Source organism: Streptomyces acidicola, assembly GCF_009377235.1.
GTDB classification, from domain to species: Bacteria; Actinomycetota; Actinomycetes; order Streptomycetales; family Streptomycetaceae; genus Streptomyces; species Streptomyces acidicola.
Map to the genome: position 1 here is coordinate 1 of NZ_VMNX01000153.1, position 22,609 is coordinate 22,609.

20 protein-coding genes and 1 pseudogene are annotated in these 22,609 nt (G+C 70.6%); 5 read left to right on the plus strand and 16 right to left on the minus strand.

Annotation, left to right across the window (positions count from 1 at the left end; all coding sequences use genetic code 11):
* Positions 1–164: 164 nt before the first annotated feature.
* Together FPZ41_RS31015 and FPZ41_RS48795 are read left to right on the plus strand one after the other, a co-directional pair.
* Positions 165–1,052, plus strand: a complete 888-nt coding sequence (locus FPZ41_RS31015) for a hypothetical protein (RefSeq protein ID WP_152866950.1) — start codon at positions 165–167, stop codon at positions 1,050–1,052.
* Positions 1,053–1,339: 287 nt separating this feature from the next.
* Positions 1,340–2,911: a serine/threonine-protein kinase gene (locus FPZ41_RS48795; RefSeq protein WP_228023093.1), complete on the plus strand. Its 1,572-nt coding sequence runs from the start codon at positions 1,340–1,342 to the stop codon at positions 2,909–2,911.
* Between the two features lie 138 nt (positions 2,912–3,049).
* On the opposite strand, the gene FPZ41_RS31025 is transcribed toward FPZ41_RS48795, so the two are convergent.
* The 7 genes from FPZ41_RS31025 to FPZ41_RS31060 all read right to left on the minus strand — a co-directional run bounded on the left by FPZ41_RS31025 (position 3,050) and on the right by FPZ41_RS31060 (position 12,397).
* Positions 3,050–3,733: a response regulator gene (locus tag FPZ41_RS31025; RefSeq protein WP_152866951.1), complete on the minus strand. Its 684-nt coding sequence runs from the start codon at positions 3,731–3,733 to the stop codon at positions 3,050–3,052.
* A gap of 66 nt (positions 3,734–3,799) precedes the next feature.
* Positions 3,800–4,468 (minus strand): potassium-transporting ATPase subunit C, encoded by a 669-nt coding sequence (locus tag FPZ41_RS31030; RefSeq protein ID WP_152866952.1) that lies wholly within the window; start codon positions 4,466–4,468, stop codon positions 3,800–3,802.
* Positions 4,469–4,473: 5 nt separating this feature from the next.
* On the minus strand, positions 4,474–6,585 hold the full coding sequence (gene kdpB / locus FPZ41_RS31035; RefSeq protein ID WP_152866953.1) for a potassium-transporting ATPase subunit KdpB: 2,112 nt from the start codon (positions 6,583–6,585) through the stop codon (positions 4,474–4,476).
* Positions 6,586–6,704: 119 nt separating this feature from the next.
* A complete protein-coding gene (kdpA, locus tag FPZ41_RS31040) occupies positions 6,705–8,384 on the minus strand; it encodes a potassium-transporting ATPase subunit KdpA (RefSeq protein WP_152866954.1) in 1,680 nt (559 codons plus the stop codon).
* A gap of 8 nt (positions 8,385–8,392) precedes the next feature.
* Positions 8,393–8,482: a K(+)-transporting ATPase subunit F gene (gene kdpF / locus FPZ41_RS31045; protein WP_067057375.1), complete on the minus strand. Its 90-nt coding sequence runs from the start codon at positions 8,480–8,482 to the stop codon at positions 8,393–8,395.
* A gap of 401 nt (positions 8,483–8,883) precedes the next feature.
* Positions 8,884–9,690, minus strand: a complete 807-nt coding sequence (locus tag FPZ41_RS31050; protein WP_152866955.1) for a DUF4118 domain-containing protein — start codon at positions 9,688–9,690, stop codon at positions 8,884–8,886.
* Positions 9,691–9,700: 10 nt separating this feature from the next.
* On the minus strand, positions 9,701–12,397 hold the full coding sequence (locus FPZ41_RS31060) for an ATP-binding protein (protein ID WP_228023094.1): 2,697 nt from the start codon (positions 12,395–12,397) through the stop codon (positions 9,701–9,703).
* Positions 12,398–12,889: 492 nt separating this feature from the next.
* On the opposite strand from FPZ41_RS31060, the gene FPZ41_RS31065 reads away from it, so the two are divergent.
* On the plus strand, positions 12,890–13,108 hold the full coding sequence (locus FPZ41_RS31065; RefSeq protein WP_152866956.1) for a hypothetical protein: 219 nt from the start codon (positions 12,890–12,892) through the stop codon (positions 13,106–13,108).
* A 170-nt stretch (positions 13,109–13,278) separates the two neighbouring features.
* Here the strand turns inward: FPZ41_RS31065 and FPZ41_RS31070 are convergent, their stop codons facing one another.
* From FPZ41_RS31070 to FPZ41_RS31095, 7 genes and pseudogenes are all read right to left on the minus strand, one after another.
* Positions 13,279–14,382, minus strand: a complete 1,104-nt coding sequence (locus FPZ41_RS31070; RefSeq protein WP_152866957.1) for an alpha/beta hydrolase — start codon at positions 14,380–14,382, stop codon at positions 13,279–13,281.
* Positions 14,383–14,586: 204 nt separating this feature from the next.
* Positions 14,587–15,243: pseudogene (locus FPZ41_RS31075) on the minus strand (response regulator); the annotation flags it as partial.
* A 33-nt stretch (positions 15,244–15,276) separates the two neighbouring features.
* A complete protein-coding gene (locus FPZ41_RS31080; RefSeq protein ID WP_322620941.1) occupies positions 15,277–16,506 on the minus strand; it encodes a sensor histidine kinase in 1,230 nt (409 codons plus the stop codon).
* Positions 16,507–16,565: 59 nt separating this feature from the next.
* Complete coding sequence (locus FPZ41_RS47370) at positions 16,566–16,988, minus strand: hypothetical protein (protein WP_194236267.1); 423 nt, start codon at positions 16,986–16,988, stop codon at positions 16,566–16,568.
* Between the two features lie 86 nt (positions 16,989–17,074).
* A complete protein-coding gene (locus FPZ41_RS31085; RefSeq protein WP_152866958.1) occupies positions 17,075–17,686 on the minus strand; it encodes a hypothetical protein in 612 nt (203 codons plus the stop codon).
* Positions 17,687–17,889: 203 nt separating this feature from the next.
* On the minus strand, positions 17,890–18,093 hold the full coding sequence (locus FPZ41_RS31090) for a hypothetical protein (protein ID WP_152866959.1): 204 nt from the start codon (positions 18,091–18,093) through the stop codon (positions 17,890–17,892).
* Between the two features lie 70 nt (positions 18,094–18,163).
* The gene (locus FPZ41_RS31095) at positions 18,164–18,523 is read right to left on the minus strand and encodes an ArsR/SmtB family transcription factor (protein ID WP_131570602.1); all 360 of its coding nucleotides are present in this window, start codon (positions 18,521–18,523) and stop codon (positions 18,164–18,166) included.
* Between the two features lie 202 nt (positions 18,524–18,725).
* Here FPZ41_RS31095 and FPZ41_RS31100 point away from each other — a divergent pair, with 202 nt between their 5' ends.
* Positions 18,726–20,090 (plus strand): MFS transporter, encoded by a 1,365-nt coding sequence (locus tag FPZ41_RS31100; RefSeq protein WP_152866960.1) that lies wholly within the window; start codon positions 18,726–18,728, stop codon positions 20,088–20,090.
* Positions 20,091–20,154: 64 nt separating this feature from the next.
* Here FPZ41_RS31100 and FPZ41_RS31105 read toward each other — a convergent pair whose 3' ends face one another.
* Both FPZ41_RS31105 and FPZ41_RS31110 read right to left on the minus strand, forming a co-directional pair.
* Positions 20,155–21,369: an FAD-dependent oxidoreductase gene (locus FPZ41_RS31105; RefSeq protein ID WP_322620942.1), complete on the minus strand. Its 1,215-nt coding sequence runs from the start codon at positions 21,367–21,369 to the stop codon at positions 20,155–20,157.
* 214 nt (positions 21,370–21,583) lie between these two features.
* The gene (locus FPZ41_RS31110) at positions 21,584–22,153 is read right to left on the minus strand and encodes a hypothetical protein (RefSeq protein WP_152866961.1); all 570 of its coding nucleotides are present in this window, start codon (positions 22,151–22,153) and stop codon (positions 21,584–21,586) included.
* A 223-nt stretch (positions 22,154–22,376) separates the two neighbouring features.
* On the opposite strand from FPZ41_RS31110, the gene FPZ41_RS31115 reads away from it, so the two are divergent.
* Positions 22,377–22,580 carry an antitoxin gene (locus FPZ41_RS31115; protein WP_131570610.1) on the plus strand — a complete coding sequence of 68 codons (204 nt, stop codon included), beginning with the start codon at positions 22,377–22,379 and terminating at the stop codon, positions 22,578–22,580.
* Positions 22,581–22,609: the final 29 nt, after the last annotated feature.

Below are 22,609 nucleotides of genomic sequence, written 5' to 3' on the forward strand. Positions count from 1 at the left end.
CCCTCCCTGGCCGTGAAGCCCCCGTCACCCGTCCGGGTGACCGGCTTGCAGGCGAGGGATACGGACGGTTACGTTCGCCGCGACAACCGCAAACAGATACGGCCCCCGGCCGGGACTGGCATCCCGATCGAGGGCCTGACCGATCAGGAAGCGATACCTTCCCGATGGCTGACCCGCAGTCTAACGCGCGCCTGCGCGCCGACGCCGGAGCTCCGACCTCCGGCGTGATCCACGTACGCACCCGGCTCACCGCCGACTTCACCGTGATCTCCAACGCCCTCGCGCAACGACGCGGCAGCGCCGTCACGGTCGGCGTCGCGGCGTACATCTCCTCCCTGCCCGACGGCTCACCCGTGAGCATCGCCGCCCTGTGCGAGCACTTCAGCGAGGGGGAGATCCTGATCTCGCGAGCGCTCAGGGAGCTCGAAGCGGCCGGATATCTGGAGCGGCGCCGCGAGCGCCTGTCCACCGGGCAGATCCGTACCCGGACGTACTTCTACGGCGTACCCCCCGATGGCGGCCCGGACCTGGACGGGCCTCCGCCTCCGAAGCCGCCGAGGCCTCCCCGTTCACGGAGGCGGCCCGTAGGCGGGGCAGCCGTGCCCCCTGCGGCAGTCACCACTGAAACGGAGAAACCGGCGGTGGCCCGCCCGACGCTCTCCGACGCCGATCCGCAGGCAGTCGCCGTTCTGACCTCACTCCGCCGGATCGATCCCCGCCTCGTTCTCTCCGAGCAGGAAGCCGTGCGGCTGGCGCCAGCCGTCACCCAGTGGCTCGCGGCCGGTGTCGCGCCCTCCCAGGTCACCGCGCTGCTCACCGCACGGCTCCCCGACCACTTCCTGACCCGCCCGGCGGGCATCCTCGCCTTCCGCCTCCGGGAGACGCCCCTGCCCGCGCCGCCTCCGCTCCCCCGCCTGCTTCCCGATGACGCGACGCGCCCGGTGGTGCTGCCCTTCCAGACCTGCGACGGCTGTGAGCGGGCCTTCCGCGCTCCGGAACCCGGGCGCTGCCGTGAATGTCGACCGGGAGGCCGTCTCCGTGCGGCCGGGTGAGCCGACGGGCGTCTGGGCGTCTGACGACGACTTCCCCTCCTACTGGCAGTGGAGACCGGTAGTGACGGATCGCGTGAGAAGCACACGCCCGGTTCGACGGGCGGGGGCTGGACGCGGAGCCCTCACGGGCCACCGCGCCAGTCTCCGACCCTGCTCAGGGACTTCGCGAGACCGGGGTCGGCTCAGGGGGAGCCCTGTGAATTTCTCGGTGCCTCCCGGGACACGGCCGATGCTCCATGGAACAGTGCGGATATCCAGTCTGGGAGCAAGGCGGCACGGGGGTGCGCATGGTCGACCGGTTCAGACCACTCACCGACGACGACCCGAGGAGCGTCGGCGGATACGACTTTCGCGCCCGGCTCGGGGCCGGCGGCATGGGGCGCGTCTACCTCGCCTTCACTCCGGGCGGGAGGGCCCTCGCCGTCAAGGTCGTGCGGCCCGACTATGCCGAGGACGACGAGTTCCGGCGGCGCTTCCGCAAGGAGATCGACGCCGCGCAGCGCGTCCAGGGCCTGTACACCGCGCCCGTCGTGGACGCCGACAGCGAGGCGCCATTGCCCTGGCTGGCCACCGCCTATGTGCCCGGGCCCTCCCTGCACCAGGCCGTCAGCGAGCACGGCCCGCTCCCCTTGACCACGGTGTTCCGGCTCCTCGCGGGCATCGCTGAAGGGCTCACCGCGATTCACGCCTGCGAGCTGATCCACCGCGACCTCAAGCCCGCCAACATCCTGCTGGCTGGAGACGGTCCGCGCGTCATCGACTTCGGTATCGCGCACGCCGCAGACGCCACGACCCTCACCAGCACGCATGTGCGCGTCGGCACGCCCGCGTTCATGGCCCCCGAGCAGATCCGCGGACATTCCGCGAGCCCTGCCACGGATGTGTTCGCCCTCGGTAACCTCACGGTGTTCGCCGCGACCGGACGCACCGCCTTCGGCGAGGGAAATCCGGAGGCCATGTTCTTCCGGATCATCAACGAGGAGCCGGAGCTGGGCGGTTGCGATCCAGAACTCCGTGCCGTCGTCGAGCGGTGCCTCGCCAAGAAGCCGGGGGATCGGCCGTCCGTCGGCGAGGTCATGGAGTACGCCCGTGAGCAGCTCCAGGGCGAGACGATGAACCTCGCCGGGGCCTGGCTGCCGGACTCCTTGGCGACATCCCTTGCCGGGTACGGGACGGCCAAGTACACGAAGACCGGTGAGACCAGGAAAGAGGAGACCACCAGGAAAGAGGAGGGCAACAAGGAGGAGGACAGGAAGGAGGAGCGCACCACCCAGAAGGCCGACGAGGACAAGCTGCCCACGGGCAGCACCACACCCCCTTCCGGGCAGGACAATTCGGTCCTCACCGGGCTCGGCTGTCTGGCCGCGCTCATTTTCATCGTGGTCGTCGCCATCGGCCCGCAGAAAGTACTCGACTGGGTCAAGTCCGACGGCGAGCCGTCCGAATCACCGGGCTACTCGGCCCCCAGCTACTCGCCACCGACGGATTCCACGGCCGCCCCTGACACGGGCACGGGCACGGAGCCCATCGAGCAGGACACGACCGACCCCGGCTGCGAACAGGCGTCCCAGGCGATCTCCTCGAACACGGAGACCTTCGACGAAGCATCGGCCGCCTCATTGAGTTCGCTGGCATCGAACCTCGACTCCGCCGCGGACGCGGCAGAGGACTCCGAGGTGGCCTCCGTGATCCGCGCCCTCGCCATCGAGAGCCGGTCGATGAGCGACAGCGCGGCAGGCGTGAACTCCGCGAACGGCCGTGGGGACGCCACTCAGCTCAAGACCTACCAGGAGGCCTTCAGCGACGCGTTCGACCAGTGGAAGAAGAGCGCCGAGACCTACAAGTCCCTGTGCGAGTGAGGGGCTTCACCGAAGACGAGTTCCGAGCCCTCGGTGCGACGGACGAACAGGTCCGGTGAGTGGCCCCCGGGCCCGCCGGAGCACCTGCCGACGCCGGGTGCCGCTCCGAGGTGGATCCGGAGCCCGCCGCGCGCCGCGTCAACCCTCGAATCGGTAGCCCATGCCGGGCTCGGTGATCAGATGGCGCGGGTGGGAGGGGTCCGCCTCCAGTTTGCGGCGCAGCTGGGCCATGTAGACCCGCAGGTAGTTGGTCTTGCTGCTCTGCGAGACGCCCCAGACCTCCCGGAGGAGTTCCTTCTGTGTGACGAGCCGGCCGGGGCTGGTGATCAGGATCTCCAGCAAGTGCCACTCGGTCGGGGTCAGCCGCACGTCCCGCCCGCCCCGGACGACCCTCTTGGCGAGCAGGTCGACGGTGAAGTCGTCCGTCTCCACCAGGGTCGTCCCGGGGGCGAGCGGCGTGTCCTCGGTGCGGCGGACGGCGGCCCGCAGCCGGGCCAGCAACTCATCCATGCTGAACGGCTTGGTGATGTAGTCGTCGGCGCCCGCGTCGAGCGCCGCCACCTTCTCGTCGGACGCCTGGCGGGCCGAGAGGACGAGAATCGGTACGCGGGTCCAGCCGCGGAGCGCCCTGATGACGTCGACCCCGTCCATGTCGGGCAGGCCGAGATCGAGCATCACCACGTCGGGCTGACGGGCGGCCGCCAGTCTGAGGGCCGTGGCCCCGTCGGGGGCTGCGTCCACTCCGTACCGGCGGGCCTGCATGTTGATCACGAGAGCCCGTACAAGATGCGGGTCGTCCTCCACCACCAGCACCCGGGTCATTGGTGTGTGCCTTTCCGTCGCGTAAGGCCCGTAAGGCAAGTAAGGCCAGTACGGGCCTTACGGCCATCACTTCCTCGCTGCGAGGTCCTTGAGCGCGATGTTGAGTTCGAGGACGTTCACGCGCGGTTCGCCCATGAAGCCGAGGGTGCGGCCGTCGGTGTGCTCGTCCACCAGTTTCTGGACCTGTGCGAGCGGCAGGTTGTTCTTCTCGGCGACCCGGTGGACCTGGAGGTCGGCGTAGGCCGGGGAGATGTTCGGGTCCAGTCCGGAGCCGGAGGAGGTGACGGCGTCGGCCGGGACGGCGGACGGCTTGACCGTGTAGCCGGGCACCGAGTTGTCCTTGATGACCGCGGCCTTGGCGTCCTTCACCTGCTGGACAAGGACCTTGCTGTCGGCGGCGAGGTTGGTGGCGCCGGAGAGGATGAGCTTGTACTGGGTGTTGACGCTGTTGGCGCCGAGCCCGTTCTGCGGGCGGCCCTGGAACCACTTCAGGTCCGGCTCCGGGGTCTCCTGGCCCCTCTTCAGCGGCAGGTTGTACGCCTGCCCGATCAGGGACGAGCCGACGACCTTGCCGTCCGCCTTGATCTCGGAACCGTTCGCCCTGCCGGGGAACAGCCCCTGGGCGATACCGGTGACGACCAGCGGATAGATGACGCCGGTCACCAGGGTCAGCACGAGCAGGGCGCGCAGGCCCGCTCCGAGCAGCCGGGCGGTGTTGGTGACGGAGTTGTTCATGTCCTTCACCTGATTCCTGGGATGAGGGAGATGAGCAGGTCGATGATCTTGATGCCGATGAACGGGGCGACCAGCCCGCCGAGGCCGTAGATCGTGAGGTTGCGCCGTAGCATCCGGTCCGCGCTCACCGGCCGGTACCGCACGCCCCTCAGGGACAGCGGCACCAGCGCGACGATGATCAGCGCGTTGAAGATGACGGCCGACAGGATCGCGGAGTCGGGCGAGGACAGGCCCATGATGTTCAGCTTGTCCAGGCCCGGGTAGACCGCCGCGAACAGCGCCGGGATGATCGCGAAGTACTTCGCGACGTCGTTGGCGATCGAGAACGTCGTGAGCGCGCCCCGGGTGATGAGGAGCTGTTTGCCGATCTCGACGATCTCGATCAGCTTCGTCGGGTTGGAGTCCAGGTCCACCATGTTCCCGGCCTCCTTGGCGGCCGAGGTACCGGTGTTCATCGCCACGCCGACGTCCGCCTGTGCGAGGGCCGGGGCGTCGTTCGTACCGTCACCGGTCATCGCGACCAGCTTGCCGCCCGCCTGCTCGCGCTTGATCAGCGCCATCTTGTCCTCGGGCGTGGCCTCCGCCAGGAAGTCGTCGACCCCGGCCTCGTCCGCGATCGCCCTCGCGGTCAGCGGGTTGTCACCCGTGATCATGACGGTCTTGATGCCCATACGGCGCAGTTCGGCGAACCGCTCCCGCATACCGTCCTTCACCACGTCCTTGAGATGGATCACTCCCAGGACGCGGGCGCCCTGCTCGTCGTCCACCGCGACCAGCAGCGGAGTGCCGCCCGCCTCGGAGATCCGGTTGGCGACGGCCTCGGCGTCCTCGGCGTCCTCGGCGAGGGTGCCGCCCCGTTCCCGGACCCAGGCGATGACCGAACCGGCCGCGCCCTTGCGGATCCTGCGCCCGTCGAGGTCCACGCCCGACATCCGGGTCTGGGCGGTGAACGCGATCCACTCGGCACCGGCCAGCTCGCCCTGGTGGCGTTCGCGCAGCCCGTACTTCTCCTTGGCAAGGACCACGACGGAGCGGCCCTCGGGGGTCTCGTCGGCGAGCGAGGAGAGCTGGGCTGCGTCGGCGACCTCGGCCTCGGTGGTCCCGCTCACCGGCACGAACTCGGCTGCCTGCCGGTTGCCGAGCGTGATCGTGCCGGTCTTGTCGAGCAGCAGCGTCGAGACGTCACCGGCGGCCTCGACCGCCCGCCCGGACATGGCCAGTACGTTGCGCTGGACCAGCCGGTCCATGCCCGCGATGCCGATCGCCGACAGCAGCGCGCCGATCGTGGTCGGGATCAGACAGACCAGCAGCGCCACCAGCACGACCATCGTCAGATGCGTGCCCGCGTAGTCGGCGAACGGCGGCAGCGTCGCCACCGCCAGCAGGAACACGATGGTCAGCGAGGCGAGCAGGATGTTCAGCGCGATCTCGTTCGGCGTCTTCTGCCGGGCCGCGCCCTCGACCAGGCTGATCATCCGGTCGATGAAGGTCTCGCCCGGCTTCGTCGTGATCCTGATGACGATCCGGTCGGAGAGCACCTTCGTCCCGCCGGTGACGGCGCTGCGGTCGCCGCCCGACTCGCGGATGACCGGCGCCGACTCGCCCGTGATGGCCGACTCGTCCACGGACGCGACGCCTTCGACGACGTCACCGTCGCCGGGGATGATGTCGCCCGCCTCGCACACCACCAGGTCGCCGATGCCCAGAGCGGTGCCCGGGACCTGTTCCTCGGAGCCGTCGGCGAGCAGCCGGCGCGCGACCGTGTCGGTCTTGGCCTTGCGCAGTGTGTCGGCCTGCGCCTTGCCGCGGCCCTCGGCGACCGCCTCCGCCAGGTTGGCGAAGATGACGGTCAGCCAGAGCCAGGCACTGATGGCCCAGCCGAACCAGTTGCCGGGATCCGTGAAGGAGAAGACGGTGGTCAGGACCGAGCCGATCCACACCACGAACATCACGGGCGACTTGACCATCACCCGCGGATCGAGCTTGCGGCACGCGTCCGGCAGGGACTTGACGAGTTGTCCGGGGTCGAAAAGGCCCGCGCCGACACGGCCTTCGGCGGCCTTGTGCCCGGTGGGTACGTCGCTGTGCGGCGCCCGGGTCGGGGGGGCTGTGGACATCGAGTCCTCTTGGTTCGTCATGTCTTGGTTCGTTGCGTATTGGTTCGCTGTGTCTTGGTTCGTTTCGTCTTGGTTCGCTGTGTCTTGATTTTTTGCGCCTTGGTTCGTCACGTCGGTGCTCATGACGCCAGCCCCTCGGCCAGCGGTCCGAGCGCGAGGGCCGGGAAGTAGGTCAGGCCGGTGATGATCAGGATCGCGCCCACCAGCAGGCCGGTGAACAGCGGCTTTTCCGTGCGCAGGGTGCCCGCGGTGACCGGGACCGGCTTCTGCTCGGCGAGCGAACCCGCGAGCGCCAGCACGAAGACCATCGGCAGGAAGCGGCCGAGCATCATCGCGAGCCCGGTCATCGTGTTGAACCAGTCGGTGTTCGCGTTCAGGCCCGCGAAGGCCGAGCCGTTGTTGTTCGAGGCGGACGTGAAGGCGTACAGCACCTCGGAGAACCCGTGCGCGCCGGAGTTGAGCATCGAGTGCGGTGGCGTGGGCAGGGCCATGGAGACCGAGGTGAAGATCAGGACGAGTGCCGGGGTGATGAGGATGTAGCAGGCCGCGAGCTTGATCTCGCGGGTGCCGATCTTCTTGCCCAGATACTCGGGTGTGCGACCGACCATCAGTCCGGCGATGAACACCGCGATGACCGCCATGATCAGGATGCCGTACAGACCGGAGCCGGTACCGCCGGGCGCGATCTCGCCCAGCATCATGCCCAGCATCGTGATGCCACCGCCGAGACCGGTGAACGAGGAGTGGAAGGAGTCCACCGCGCCCGTCGAGGTCAACGTGGTCGACACCGCGAAGATCGACGACGCACCGACCCCGAACCGCACCTCCTTGCCCTCCAGCGCACCGCCCGCGATCTGCAGCGCCGGGCCGTGGTGGGAGAACTCGGTCCACATCATCAGGGCGACGAAACCGACCCAGATGGTGGCCATGGTGGCGAGGATCGCGTACCCCTGCTTCACGCTGCCGACCATCACGCCGAACGTGCGGGTCAGCGAGAACGGGATCACCAGCAGCAGGAAGATCTCGAACAGGTTCGTGAACGGGGTCGGGTTCTCGAAGGGGTGGGCGCTGTTGGCGTTGAAGTAGCCGCCGCCGTTGGTGCCCAGCTCCTTGATGGCCTCCTGCGAGGCGACCGCGCCACCGTTCCACTGCTGGGAGGCCCCCATGCTGTGCCCATTGAAGAATTGGCCGACCTCGTGGATGCCGGAGAAGTTCTGGATCACCCCGCAGGCCACCAGCACCACGGCGGCGATCGCCGCACCCGGCACCAGGATGCGGGTGACGCCGCGCACCAGGTCCGACCAGAAGTTACCCAGCTCACCGGTGCGGGAGCGGGCGAAGCCGCGCACCAGGGCGACCGCGACCGCGATGCCGACGGCCGCCGAGACGAAGTTCTGCACGGCCAGGCCGGCGGTCTGCACGACGTGGCCCATGGCCTGCTCGCCGTAGTACGACTGCCAGTTGGTGTTCGTCACGAAGGACGCGGCGGTGTTGAACGCCTGCGCCGGCTCGATCGAGGAGAACCCGAGCGAACCGGGCAGGACGCCCTGCACCCGCTGCAGCAGGTAGAGGAAGAGGACGCCCACGGCCGAGAAGGCGAGGACGCCGCGCAGGTAGGCGGGCCAGCGCATCTCGGTGTCGGGGTTGGCACCGATGCCCCGGTAGATCCACTTCTCGACGCGCCAGTGCTTGTCGGAGGAGAAGACCTTGGCCATGTAGTTGCCGAGGGGAACGTAGACGAGCGCCAGCGCCGCCATAAGGGCGAGCAGCTGGAGTACGCCTGCGAGTACGGGACTCATGGGCGCTCTCAGAACCTCTCCGGGAAGATCAGGGCGAGGACGAGATAGCCCAGCAGGGCGACGGCCACGACCAGGCCGACGATGTTCTCGACGGTCACAGCTTCGTCACCCCCTTGGCGACGAGGGCCACCAGCGCGAACACCGCGAGAGTGGTGACAACGAAGGCCACGTCGGCCATCGCGAGCTCCTAGATGAGATTCGATGGGATTCGATGAAATTCGGACAGCATCCGCGTGCGAACCGGACGCCTGACGGATCGGACGCCTGACGGATCGGACAATTAGAGGAAACCCTGACCGGTGGCTGGATTCGAGCGTCGTTGACGGGCCTCTTACGGCCGCGCCCACGCCCTTGACGGACCTCTTACGGCGCCTGTGACCTCGGTTACCACGGTGGCCACGGTGACATGAAGCGACCATGGGGGCCCGGCGTATGGATCGCGAAACCACCCGCACGGGGTTCGGGGTCTCCGGCCCGGAGTGAGGTCAGCCCTTCGGAATCAGCCCTTCGGAACCGGTCCGGCCGTGCCCAGTGCCGACCCCGTCTGATCGGCCAGCGTCACCGCCACCAGCCGGGCCTGGAGCGGGGGTACCGGACCGGGGCCGGGGGTGAGCATGAAGCGGCCGAGGTAGCGGCCGTTGCCGTAGGTGCGCAGTTCGATCTCGCCCGCGGGCCAGCCGACGGCGTTCACGTCCCAGGAGCGCCTGCCCACCGTGACACTGCCGTCGTTGCGCAGGCGTGGCGGCCGTCCCAGCAGGGTGCCGTACTCGAAGCGGCAGGCGCGCAGCCCGAGCAGGTCGGTGAGCTCCTGTCGGACTTCGTCGACCACGGTGTCCGCTGAGCCCGCCGACTGCGCCAGGTCCGCGATCCGGTGGACGCGGGACAGGTGATCGGCGTCCGTGACCGTGATGACCTCCAGCCGGCGGGCGTGAGCCCCCAGTTGGGACACGATCACGCCGACGACCAGCAGGAGCACCGCGGTCTCGATGTCGGCGGACGCGGTGATGTCGAAGGTCTGGTACGGCCGCGTGAGGAAGAAGTCGAACCAGGCCGCCGCGGACAACGCGGCGACCACGCCCGCCGTACGGCTGCCCAGCGCGGCGACAGCGACGACCACCACGACGAGGATGAGCGCGGCGTTCGTGAGCGACAGGCTCGTACGGAACGGGACGAGTGCGAGGGCCACCAGGAACGGGGCGGCCACGCCCGCCGCCAGGGCGAGCCGGTCACGCAGCGGCCAGGATCGGGGCGTGGCGCGGGTCCCTCCCCTGCGGTGCAGCTTCCAGGTGCCGGTCACGGTGCTCATCACGCACCTCCTACGCTCTGCTCGGTCGGGTCGATTCGGCTCCCACGGGCTGCCTGGACTCCCCGGAGACCCCGGAGACCCCGGAGACCCCGGAGACCCCGGAGACCCCGGAGACCCCGGAGACCCCGGAGACCCCGGAGACCCCGGAGACCCCGGAGACCCCGGAGACCCCGGAGTCCCCGGGCTCCGCGGATTCCCCGGGCTGCTCGAACTCACCGGACTCACCGGACTCCCCGGACTCCCCGGACTCACCGGGTTCCCCGGCGAACGGCAGGGACACGACCATGGTGAGGCCGCCGCCGGGTGTGTCCTCCGGGGTGAGGGTGCCGTTCATGGCCTCGGTCAGGCCTCGGGCGAGAGCCAGCCCGAGTCCGAGACCCGTGGTGTTGTCGGTGTCGCCGAGCCGCTGGAAGGGTTCGAAGAGCCCTTCCAGGCCGTCGGCGGGCAGACCGGGCCCCCGGTCCACGACACGCAGCTCGACCCGGCCCGCCAGTGCGCTGGCGGTGACCAGCACCTTCTTTCCGGGCGGGGTGTGGCGGGCAGCGTTGCCGACCAGGTTGGCGATGACCCGTTCCAACAGCGGCGGGTCGGCAAGCACCGCCGAGATCTCCTCCACGTCCGCCACCTCCACGCCGGGGACGTCCGCCAGCGCCATGGGCAGCACCTCCTCCAGGGACGTGGCCCGCAGGTTCAGGGGGAGGACGCCCGCCTCCAGGCGGCTGAGATCGAGGAGGTTCTCCAACAGGCGGTCGAGCTTGGCCATGGACTCGTCGGCGGTGGCGAGGAGTTCGTCGCGGTCCTCCGGGGAGAACTCGACGTCGCGGCTGCGCAGGGAGGTGACCGCGGCCCACCCTGCGGCGAGGGGCGTGCGCAGGTCGTGGCCGACGGCTCGCAGCAGTGCCGTGCGGAGCCGGTCGGCGGCCTTCACCGGCTCCACCTCGGCCGCCACCTCGGCGAGCCTGGCGCGCTCGACCGCGGAACCGACATGGGCGGCGAACGCGGCCAGGACCCGCCGTTCGGACGATGACAGCGTGCGCCCCCGCAGCGCGAGATAGGCACCCGGGCCCGCGGGAACGGCCGTCACACCCGCCTCATCGGGCAGCTCGTCCACCAGGTCCGCCGACTCCATGCCGAAGGTCTCGCGTGTCCGCTCCAGCAGGGCCGGCATGGTCGCCTCTCCGCGCACGATGCTGCCGGCCAGGGACGACATGGTCTCCGCCTCGGCCGTCGCACGGGCGGAGCGGCGCGACAGGCGCAGCGACCGGTCCACGACCGCGGCCACGGTGGCCGCCACGACCGCGAACACCGCCAGAGCGAGGAGGGCGTTCGGGTCGTCCAGCGTGAAATGGCCGATCGGCGGGATGAACCAGTAGTTCAGCAGCAGCGACGCCGTCACCGACGCGATCACCGCCGAGACGACCCCGCCTATGCAGGCCACACCGACCACGGCGAGCAGGAACAGCAGGGCCTCACTGGTCAGGTTGAGCGCCCCCCGCAGTTGGGCGAGGACGATCGTGAGCAGCACCGGCAGCACCAGTCCGGTCACGGGCCCGGCGATCAGCCGCGCGGTGGACAGGGTGCGGCGCCGGGACGGCAGGAGCGTGCCGCGTCCGGCGCGCTCGTGGGTGACCCGGTGCACGTCGATGTCCCCGGACAGCGCGGTCACCGTCTCCCCGGTTCCCGGCCCGCTCAGGAACCGGGCCAGTCGGCCCCGGCGGCTGGTGCCCAGCACGAGCTGAGTGGCGTTCTCGGCGCGCGCGAACTCCACCAGCGCGGTGGCCACGTCGTCGCCGACGACCGAGTGGTAGCTGCCGCCGAGGTCCTCCACGAGGCGGCGCTGCCCGGCAAGCGAGGCGTGCGAGACGCCGGCCGCGAGACCGGCGCTGCGGGCCACGTGCACGGCCAGCAGGTCACCGCCGGCGGACCGGTCGGCGATGCGGGCGGCCCGCCGGACCAGGGTGTCGCCCTCCGGTCCGCCGGTCAGCGCGACGACCACCCGTTCCCGGGTCTCCCACACCCCGCCGATGCCGTGGCGCGAGCGGTACTCCTGGAGCGCCTCGTCGACGCGGTCGGCCACCCACAGCAGCGCCAGTTGGCGCAGCGCGGTCAGGTTGCCGGGGCGGAAGTAGTTCGCGAGGGCCGCGTCGATCTTCTCGGGCGCGTAGATGTTGCCGTGCGCCATGCGGCGGCGCAGCCCCTCAGGAGGCATGTCCACCAGCTCGATCTGCCAGGCCCGTCGTACGACCTCGTCGGGCACCGTGTCGTGCTGGGGTACCCCGGTGATCTTCCCGACCACGTCGTTGAGGGATTCCAGGTGCTGAATGTTCAGCGCGGTGACGACGTCGATACCGGCGTCGAGCAGGGTCTCGATGTCCTGCCAGCGCTTGGGATTGCGGCCGTCGCCGGGGACGTTGCTGTGGGCGAACTCGTCGACGATCGCGACCTGCGGCCGACGTGCGAGGACCGCCGTCAGGTCCATCACCTCGAACCGTCCGCCGCGGTGGGTGCAGGACGCGCGGGGGACGGTCTCCAGGCCGTCGAGCATCGCCTGTGTGTGCGGGCGCCCGTAGCACTCCGCGAACCCCACCACCACATCCGCCCCGCGCGAGGCGCGGCGCCGTCCCTCGTCGAGCATCCGGTAGGTCTTGCCGACCCCCGGAGCCGCCCCGAGGTAGACCTTCAGCCGTCCGGGCCGTACGTCACTCATCGCCGCCGACGCGCTCCGCTCACTGATCCAACTTCCCTGCGTAACAGGGTCTTCATCGCAACAGGGACTTCATCGCAACAGGTTCTTCATCTCAAGGAAGCCGCATCGCGGGGCGGGCGGTGCGCGTGTTAGCGGTTCCTTGGCGTCGGCCGGGGCGACCTTGACACGGTCTTGACGTGACGCGGCTCGACAGGGTGCGGGCAGGTGTGCTGGAAGCCTGCCCGGCCGGGGACCACGCCTCCCACACCGCGGCCACGTCACCGTAAAAGACCGGCAAAGCTACGAGGTCAAGTACACAGTCGGCCGCGGTGGGCGGCTCTTTTCGGACTTTCCCGCGACGGCTGCCGGGAGACGGCGTGGACCGGTCCCGGCAGCTCTATGCTTCTACGTGCTTGTAGAAAGAACGCGTGGCTCCCCCTGGGTGCACTGCTCCCGGGAGTCGCACGCTTTCGCCTGCTCGCACGACGAGACTCGCACCACGAAAGAGGGCCGATGGCTGAGATAGACCTGAGCAAGGTGCTCGACAAGGCATGGGCGGACAAGAGCCTGCCCGAGATCCTGGCCGCGCCGGTCAGCGCGCTGAAGGGGGTCTCGGACCGCCAGGGTGAGCTGCTGGAGGAGGCGTTCCGGGTCAAGACCGTCGCCGACCTGGCCGACCTGAAGTTCGCCCGCTGGGCACAGGCGCTGGCCGCCCTCGACGCGGCCAAGTAGCCGCGGGGCACCACCACGTGGTGCCGTGGCCCCGCACGGGCACACGGCACCACCCTCGGCAATTACCTGTCCGTTGGAGACACGACGGGCACGACGCACGACGGATACGACGGATACGACGGCACGACGCGCACGACACGCACGACGCACGACGCGCACGACGGGCACCCTCAGGACGGCCGCCGTTCCGGCCCCGGTTTCGGCCCTGACGTCGGCCCCGGTATCCGCTCCGTGAGCTCGGCGAGGAGCAGCGGCAGCGAGCGGTGGAACTCGCGGGCCCAGTACGCCGGCGAGTGCGTACCTGCGTAGAAGTGTGTCGTCACGGGGGCCGAGAGCGAGGCCAACCGGTCGGCCAGGGCCTGCGACTCACGTCCCATGATCGTCTCGGTCGGGGAGATCGCGTCCTCGGAGAACGGGTCGGCCGGGTCCTCAAGGCCCGGGATCTCCGGGTCGGGTTCCGTGCCCGGCGGATCGAGGGCACCTGCCGTGCCGTCGCCGCTGGAGACGTAGACGGGGACCTTGCGCAGCCGGTCGGTCAGGTAATACGGGTCGTGGGCCTGCCAGTTGGCGCGCTGGGCGACCGGGTCGCCCCACAGCGCCTTCCAGTCCAGGCCCAGGTAGGTCATCGCGGCCCGGATCGCGTGCGGATGCTGGAGCGGATGGACGAAGCCGCTGTAACTGGCCGCTGCCCGGAACATGCCCGGATGGCGCCCGGCGTACGAGAGGGCACCGAACCCGCCCTGCGACTCCCCCGCGGCCACACGGCGGGGGCCCGCCCCGTAGTGGCGCTCCAGGAGGGGGCGCACCTCCCGGAGGTGGAAGGTCTCGACGGCGGGCGGTCCGCCGCGGCCGGCGTTGTACCAGTCGCTGTAGAAGCCGAACAGCGGCATTTCCGGCATCACCACGAGTACATCGCGGAGTTGGCGCAGTTCCGGGAGGCGGGCATCGTAGCCCTCGGTCCAGGCTGTGTAGTCGCCGTCGCCGCCGACCAGCAGATACAGCGTCGGCCAGCTCCGGCCGGGCCGTCGCTCCTCCCAGCCGTCGGGAGTCAGGAGCCGGACCTTCGCCGTGCGGCCGAGCGCCGGCGAGGCGACGGTGAGGTCGACCAGACGCTCGCCCACCTCCTCCTCGGCGACGATCCGAGCGCGCGGCAAGGGTGCGGGCGATGCGGGAGCGGACGCGTCGGCGTCCGCGGCGGAGACTCCCGCCAGCAGCAGAAGGTCCGCGATCACGAGGGCGAGCAGCAGCCGTAAGCGGGCTGGGCGCCAGGACATGTGAACTCCCTTACGTCGTCGGGTTGTTGTCCTACGTCACGCCCTCGACGCTAGGCAGAGGGGGACGTTCGGGAATCCGACGGCGGGAGTCGGCCGCTACTCCCGCCGGAGTAGTCCTTCGGCCGCGCCCCCGGAACTCCCGGAACCCCGAGAGCCCCCTGAACCCCCAGATCCCTCGGAACCCGCGGCTCCTGGGTGTGCCTCCCCTGCCCTGACCAGTCCCGTCTCGTACGCGAGCACCACCAGCTGTGCCCTGTCACGCGCGCCCAGCTTGGTCATCGCCCGGCTGACATGCGTCTTGGCGGTCAGCGGGCTCATGAGCAGCTCCCCGCCGATCTCCGCGTTGGACAGGCCGGCCGCGACCAGGGCCATCACCTCGCGTTCCCGGTCGGTCAGGACCGCCAGCCGCCGTGCTCCGGCCGCCTCGGGGGCTTTGAGCCGCGCGAACTCCTCGACGACTGCCCGAGTGACGGCGGGTGCGAGCAGGCTCTGCCCGGCGGCGACCGTACGGATCGCCTCTCTCAGATCGTCCGGTTCGATGTCCTTCAGCAGGAACCCGGCCGCCCCGTGCCGCAGCGCCTCGAAAACGTACGCGTCGATCCGGTACGTGGTGAGCATGACCACGCGTACGCCGTCCAGTTCGGCGTCGGCTGCAATACGGCGGGTGGCCTCGATGCCGTCGAGGCCGGGCATGCGGATGTCCATCAGCACGACATCGGGCCGGGTCAGCCGCACCGCCTCCACCCCCTGGGCCCCGTCCCCGGCCTCCGCGACCACGACCAGGTCGTCGGTCAGGTCCAGCAGGGCCCGGAAACCGGCGCGCACGACCGTCTGGTCGTCCACCAGCACCACCCGCACCACCCGCACCATCCACACCACGCCCCATCCGCACGGTCACGTTCGGCCTCCTGCCGCGTCGCCGTCGGCCGGCAGGACGGCCAGCACGCGGAAGCCGCCGCCGGGCACCGGCCCGTAGTCGATCCTTCCCCCGGCCGCCACGGCCCTCTCACGCATACCGATGAGCCCGAAGCCGCCCGGGGACGAGCGCGCTTCCTCATCCGCGTCCGTAGCGGGCTGAGAAAGCGGAGGTTGCCCGGACATCGGGCCATCGTCCACGACCTCCACCGTCAGCGAGCCGTCCTGCCGGACGACGGAGACCGTCGCGTGCCGGGCACCGGAGTGCCGGCCGACATTCGTGAGCGCCTCCTGCACGATGCGGTACGCCGCCAGCCCCACGACCGGCGACAGACCGTCCGTCGCTCCCTCCTGCCGGAGGGTGATCCCGGTGCCGCCACCCTCGAACCGGTCGACCAGCTCGGCGAGTTGCCCGATTCCCGGCGCAGGTGCCGTCGGCTCGCCGTCCCGTTCCCGCAGCACAGTGACCGTGGCCCGCAGTTCGCGGACCGCTTCCTTGCCGGAGTCCCGCACCAGCCGCATTGCCTGCCGGGCGACCTCGGGCCGCACATCGAACGCGTCCAGCGCCACTCCCGCCTGCACGGTCATCGCGGTGACCGTGTGTGCGACGACGTCGTGCAGCTCGCGGGCGATCCGCACCCGCTCCTCCCGCACCCGCCGCTCCGCCTCCCGCTCCCGCTCCGCCTCGGCCCGCTCGGCCCGGGCGGCGTACTCGGCCAGCAACTGCCGCCGGGTACGCACCACTTCGCCCAGCAGCAGGGGCACGAGCGGCCACAGCATCTCCAGCACCGGCAGCCCCTGCGGGTTGACGACGTCGTGCCCCACCCACAGCGCGACCGCACCCGACGTGAGGGAGGCGACGAGCCCGGTCCACAGGGTGCGGCGCCGGTCGCCCCGCACGGCGACCGTGTACAACGCCACGATCGCCGGCAGGTTCAGCAGCTCCCCGATGTGCCCGTACAGGGCCCAGCCCGCACAGGCCGCACCGGTCACCACCGCGACGGGTACCGTCCACCGCCGCCGCCCCAGCAGCGCCAGCAACGACACGGCCAGCAGCGACCAGGTGACCCAGTCCGCCTGCCGGTACTCGGGGTCGTTCACCGCCGCCTCCGGCCCGGTGAACAGCCCGACCACGACCACCACCAGCAGATCCTGGGCACTCGGCGGCAACGCCCGCAACCGGGCGGGCAGACGGTCGAAGGTCCTCACGCCGCCACCGTACGAACCGGAGCACCCGGCCGCATACGACAGCGGGAGTAGGCCGGGTCCTAACCCGTCCCTTCGTGTTCCTTCCCGTGCTTCTCCCCGTGTTCCTGCCGGTGCTTCTCTCCATGTTCCTGCCGGTGCTTCTCCCCATGTTCCTGCCGGTGCTTCTCCCCATGTTCCTGCCGGTGCTTCTCCCCATGTTCCTGCCGGTGCTTCTCCCCGTGCCCCTCTCCCTGCTTCTCCCCCTGCTCCTCCCGGTGTTCCAGGAGTTCCTCCCCCTCCTGCCGGGCTTCGCGTCGGCTCGACCACAGCGAGGAGGCCAGCATCCCCACCGCGATCAGGCCCACCAGCAGGCCGAGGACCACCTGGGTCGAGGTGAGGAACTCGATGAGCGGGTTGCCGTGGGAGGGCTGTTGGGGGGTGTACGGCTCGTCGGCGACGATTTCGGTAAATGCGATTTCGGTAAATGCGAATACTGCGGACACTACGGACACTCCGGTGTCGATGAAGGCACACCGCAGCCGGGCGCGGCGGTGTACGGGATGACGTGGTGCTGTGGAGTGCCGTGCGGTTACGGCGCGCAGGGCTGGGCGCGGTGCAGCAGGACCGTCAGGGCGTGCCGGGGTGGGAGCGATACGGCGGGCAGGGGTGGGCGCGTCGGGCGTGGCCGGGGCGTACCCGTCAGTCCCAGGACGAGGCCGATGACGTACAGCAGCCACGTCCACCAGCCGCCTACCGCCCCGGCGACGGCGCCGGCGACGGCGTGGGCCAGGCGTTCGGGCAGGTCGGAGGCGCTGCGGAAGAAACAGACCAGGGCGAGGCCGGCGAGGAAGTTCAACGCGGCCATGACCAGCGGGTCGTGGTGCCAGGCCGACGGCAGCCGCAGGTGGTCGTCGAGTGCCGTGGCCGGGATCTCGCTACCGGTCAGCTCCAGGTAGCCGGGCAACAGGGCCTGTACGGCGGCCAGGGCGACCGCGCTCCAGCGGGGCGCCCCCTCACGCAGAACGGCGTACGCGCATACGGCGAGCACTGCCGCCGCGAGCGCCACGGCCGGCCAGGAGACCCTGGAGTCCGTCGTCGCGTGGTGGAGTCCGGTGGCCAGCACGGTGGCCGCCAGGGCATGACCGGCCGCGCGGACGGCGGTTCCGCCCACGGTGTGCTTCGATACGAGCCAGGCCGACATGTCCTCACCATGGTGCCGCACCACGAGCCCAACCACGGTACGTATACGCCGATTCGGGGCGGCCGACAGGCCCTTCGGGGCCTGGCCTTCGGGGCCTGGCCTTCGGGGCCTGGCCTTCGGGGCCTGGCCTTCGGGGCCTGGCCTTCGGGGCCTGGCCTTCGGGACGGACGGCGACAGACGGCGACGCACGGCGGTGTGCCGCATCAAGGGCACCGGTGCTCACTGGTCGGGGTCGGGCCGCTCTTGAAGTGGGACGTGAACGGGAGGACGAGCCGGTCATCGCCGGGCAGTGTGAGCTCAAGCGGCGGCACGCCACGGTTCGGTGGCGCCAGCTCGGCCGGATTGGCCAGCGCCCCGGCGACGTTCCGGGGACGAAGGTAGATGTCGTAGCCGTAGATCAGACCCATTCTCCCCCCCACCACAGGGGAATTCAGGACGCATGCCGGAATGGTCGGCGAGAGCCGCCCGCCCCCTGAGTCAGTCGTGCGGAGCCTGCCCGCTCACCCGGTGGTCCGCGTGGCTGAGCGCTTCCAGGACCAGGCGCCGCAGGTGACCGTCGCTGAGGCGGTAGTGGATGTGCCGGCCCTCGCGGCGGGTGTCGACGAGCCCGGCGAGCCGCAGCTTCGCCAGGTGCTGGCTGACCGCCGTGCGCGACGCCTGGCACTGCTCGGCGAGAGAACCGACATCCGACTCGCCCTGCGCGAGCAGCCACAGCAGATGCAGCCGGGTGGCGTCCGAGAGCATCGCGAACACCCCCGTCGCCTCGGCGAGCCGCGCGCTGTCCGGAGCACGCAGATGCGCACTGGCTGCAGGTGATATCGCGTGGCGCTCAGGCATGAGGCCAGCCTAGAGCCAACGAGTGCGGTGGCGGGGCAGGCCGTATCGGCACCATCGAGCCACGACGCAGCATGACGCGGCATGACGCGGCATGACCACCGCACCATGAACCCACCACAAGCCATCATGTGCACAGGTGCGCACATGATGGCTACACTCATGGAGCCGACCGGCCCAACCGCCCTGCCAGGGAGCCGCCCGCATGTTCGCCGTCCTGCGCGACCGCACCTACCGCCACCTCTTCGCCGCCCAGGTCATCGCCCTGGTCGGCACCGGACTGGCCACCGTCGCGCTCGGCCTGCTGGCGTACGACATGGCGGGCGCCGACGCCGGTTCGGTGCTCGGCACCGCGCTCGCCATCAAGATGGCGGCGTACGTGGCGATCGCCCCGGCCGTCGGCGCGGTGGCCGACCGGCTGCCACGCCGGGCGCTCATGGTGACGGCAGACCTGGTCCGCGCCGGGGTGGCGCTGTTCCTGCCGTGCGTCGACCAGGTCTGGCAGGTGTACGTGCTGGTCTTCCTGCTCCAGTCCGCGTCAGCCGTGTTCACACCGACGTTCCAGGCCGTCATCCTCGACGTGCTGCCCGAGGAGCGCGACTACACGCGGGCGCTGTCGATGTCGCGGCTCGCGTACGACCTGGAGAGCCTGTTCTCCCCCGCGCTGGCGGCGGCACTGCTGTCGCTCATCACGTACAACTGGCTGTTCACCGGGACCATGGTCGGCTTTCTCGCCTCGGCCGCGCTGGTGATCTCCGCCGTTCTGCCCAAGCCGGCCGCCTCTCCCGCCCTCTCTCCCGCCCCGCCCGCCGGCGGCGCCCGCGCCAGGGCCACCGCGGGCACCCGCCTCTTCCTCGCCGTCCCGGAACTGCGGGCACTGCTCGCCCTGAACCTCGCGGTCGCGGCGGCCGGAGCGATGGTGACCGTCAACTCCGTCGTCTACGTGCGTGAGGTCCTGGGGCTGCCACAGGGCGCGGTGCCGTTGGCGCTCGGCGCGTACGGTGCGGGGTCGATGATCGTGGCGCTGGTCCTGCCCCGGGTCCTGGACCGGGTGCCGGACCGGGCCGTGATGCTGCCGGGGGCGCTGCTGCTCGCCGTCGTCTTCGCCGGGCTCGGGGTCGTCACGTCCGCGCCGAGCGGGGGTTGGCGCCGGCCCGCGCTGCTGGGTGTCTGGGCGGCGTTCGGTGCGGCGTGCTCGATGGTGCTGACACCGACGGGGCGGCTCATCCGCCGCTCGGCACCGCCCGAGGAGCGTACCGCGGCGTTCGCCGCGCAGTTCTCGCTGTCGCACGGCTGCTGGCTGGTGACGTATCCACTGGCCGGATGGCTGGGTTCGGCGGCCGGGCTCTCGTGGGCGGTGCTCGCCCTGGGCTCGATCGCGCTGGCCGCCTCGCTGCTGGCGGCAGGGCTGTGGCGGTCGGAGCCCTCGGAGTCCTCGGGGCCCGCGCGCGTGCACGTGCACGCGGACCTTCCCGCCGAGCACCCTCACCTGGTGGGCGCCCGGCGGGTGTCGACGGGCTGGCGCCACCGTCACGTCCGGCTCGCCGACGGCCTGCACGCCCACCCGTAGCACGCACCCGTGACACCGGCACCCGTAGCACCGGCACCCGTAACGCCGGCCGACTCCGCCCCGCCTACGCCGCCGAGGCGCAGTACGCCTCCACGGCCGAGGCCAGTCGCGGTGACGCGAACCGTGTCCCGCACACGAACCGCAGCACCGGCCCGAACGACCCGGCCGCCGGCAGTCCGGTGAAGTACAGCCCCGGCACCGACGACCCCAGCCCCGCGTCGAGGCGGGGGAATCCGCCCGTGCGCAGCAGTCCCGCGCGCAGTTCGGGAGAGAGGAAGTCGAGGGCCTCCAGGTGGACGCGGTAACCGGTGCCGACCATGACGTGATCGGCTTCCAGCCGGTACGAGGTCACCGTCCGACTCGTCGACGAGACCTCCACCCCGTCGCCGCTGAGGACCGCCCCCGTGATGCGCTGCCCGGCCAGCACCGGGAAGCGGTGCTCCACCCGCGGCCTGAGCCACCAGGCACCGCACGGCCCGAGAACCTCCCTCACCAGCCACAGCCGCGCGGCCGCGGGCAGGTACCGGAAGGCCGCGGCCCGGTGCACGAAGCCGTACAGCGCCCAGGACCGGCCAACCGGGGTGTCCGGCTGCCAGTGCGGGCCGGGCCCGGGCGACGCCCCGAAGTTCAGCCCGCTCCCCCGGATCAGCATCCGCACCTGAGCCCCCGCCTCATGCAGCAGCGCGGCGTTCTCCTGCGCCGACTGCCCGGCACCGACCACGAGCACCCGCCGCCCCGCGAAGCCGGTGAGGTCGGTGTGGTGCGAGGTGTGCGACACGGGGCCGCGGGCGGACGGCCCGTCGGGCACGACGTCCGCCAACGCCTCCGGTACATGGGCGAACCCGGTCAGGCCACTGGCGACCACGACGGCCGACACGGTCAGCCCCTCCCCCGAGGCAAGCTTGAGCCTGAACCCTCCCCCGGCCTGCCGGTCCACCGTCCGGACCCGTACGTCCTCGACCCCGGGCACCAACTGCCGCATGAACCACAGGCCGTAGCGCACGAAGAGCTCGACGGGCACCTGCTCGTGCTCACCGAGCCGCCCCTCACCGGCCGCCCGGGTGTAGGCGTCGAGTGTGAACCCCGGTTGCGGAGCGGACAGCGACGACGCACTCGGCGGGGACTTGAGCAGCATCCCCGCGGGCATCTTCTCGCTCCAGCTCGCCATGGGCGCGCCGAAGACCCTCACGGACAGGCCGCGCGAACGCAGATGCGCGGCGGTGGACAGGCCGTACGGGCCCGCCCCGATCACAACGACTGACGCGGTGCTGTGAGACACGTGGATTCCCCCCTGACACGGCGCTCTCGTGGAGCCCGCGTCCCGGCATGGCTGAGCAGAAACAGGAGCAGGACAGGGCTGAACAGGACAGGACAGTGCAGTGCAGTGCAGTGATGCGCACCGAAGACCGGCGGACAGCAGCCCAGCGCCCCGACCGCGAGGCGCGACGCAACGCGCCGACACCCGCTACGGACGGGAGGACGGAAGACGGACGTCAGACCGCGAGCGACAGGGAGAAGAGTGGCGGGCCACGCCGGACGAGTGCGTCGGCCAGGATGGCCACGGCCTCAGGGGCCCGGTCGTCGCCGTGGTCCGCGCGCTGCCCGGCGGCGGCGACCACGGTCAGATCGAGAGGAGCGCAGACCGGCGTGAACAGCCGTCTCAGCAGGGCACGCCCCGCCGCACACAGCACACGCCGGCGGCAGGTGTCCATGCCGTGGAGCAGCAGCGCGCCCAGCACCGTCAGCAACACGTGCGCGACCACGACCGGCCAGCCCGCGTGAGCGGAGGACGGCCAGGCCTCCTGCGCCGGGACCTGGACCGCGCCATCGGTCCGTACGAACCAGTAGCCCACGCCTGCCTGCGCGACGGCCGCGAGCACCAACTGCCGTACCAGTGGCTTGTCGTGCCCCGCACCCGGGAGAGCGATACCGAAGAGAATCAAGGCGGCGAGCACTCGTACGCCCCACGACGGGCCCGAGTCGAACGCCAGATGATGGACCGTGCCCGCAACCGCCGCGCCCAGTACGGAGAACAGCCCGGCCCGGACAACCGCGACCGGCACCACACGCGACCTCCTGCCGCAGCGGCGCACACGAGACACATCCCCCGAACTCCCCATTACCCACCCATGATGGGGCGACTTCGTGTCCGTGTCAGCACCGCACCGCCGAAACCGGTTGCGCGCACCGGCTCACCACGCTCCGAGTGCGCCAAGTGCCCTCTTGCCAGGTGGTGTTGGCGTCGTAAGATCATTTCCGCAGATCTCTGCGGAGGAGGACACCACCATGTTCGATGCCTTGAAGAACCTCAAGGACAAGGCGGCGGAGATCGCCGAGGCCCACGGTGACGCCATCGACAACGGGCTGGAAAAGGTCGGCGACTTCATCGACGACAAGACCGACGGCAAGTACAGCGACAAGATCGACACCGGCGTGGACAAGGCCCAGGACCTCGTCGAGCGCCTGGGCGAGAAGAAGCAGTCGGACTGACCACCGCGATCCCTCTCCCCCTCTCCCGC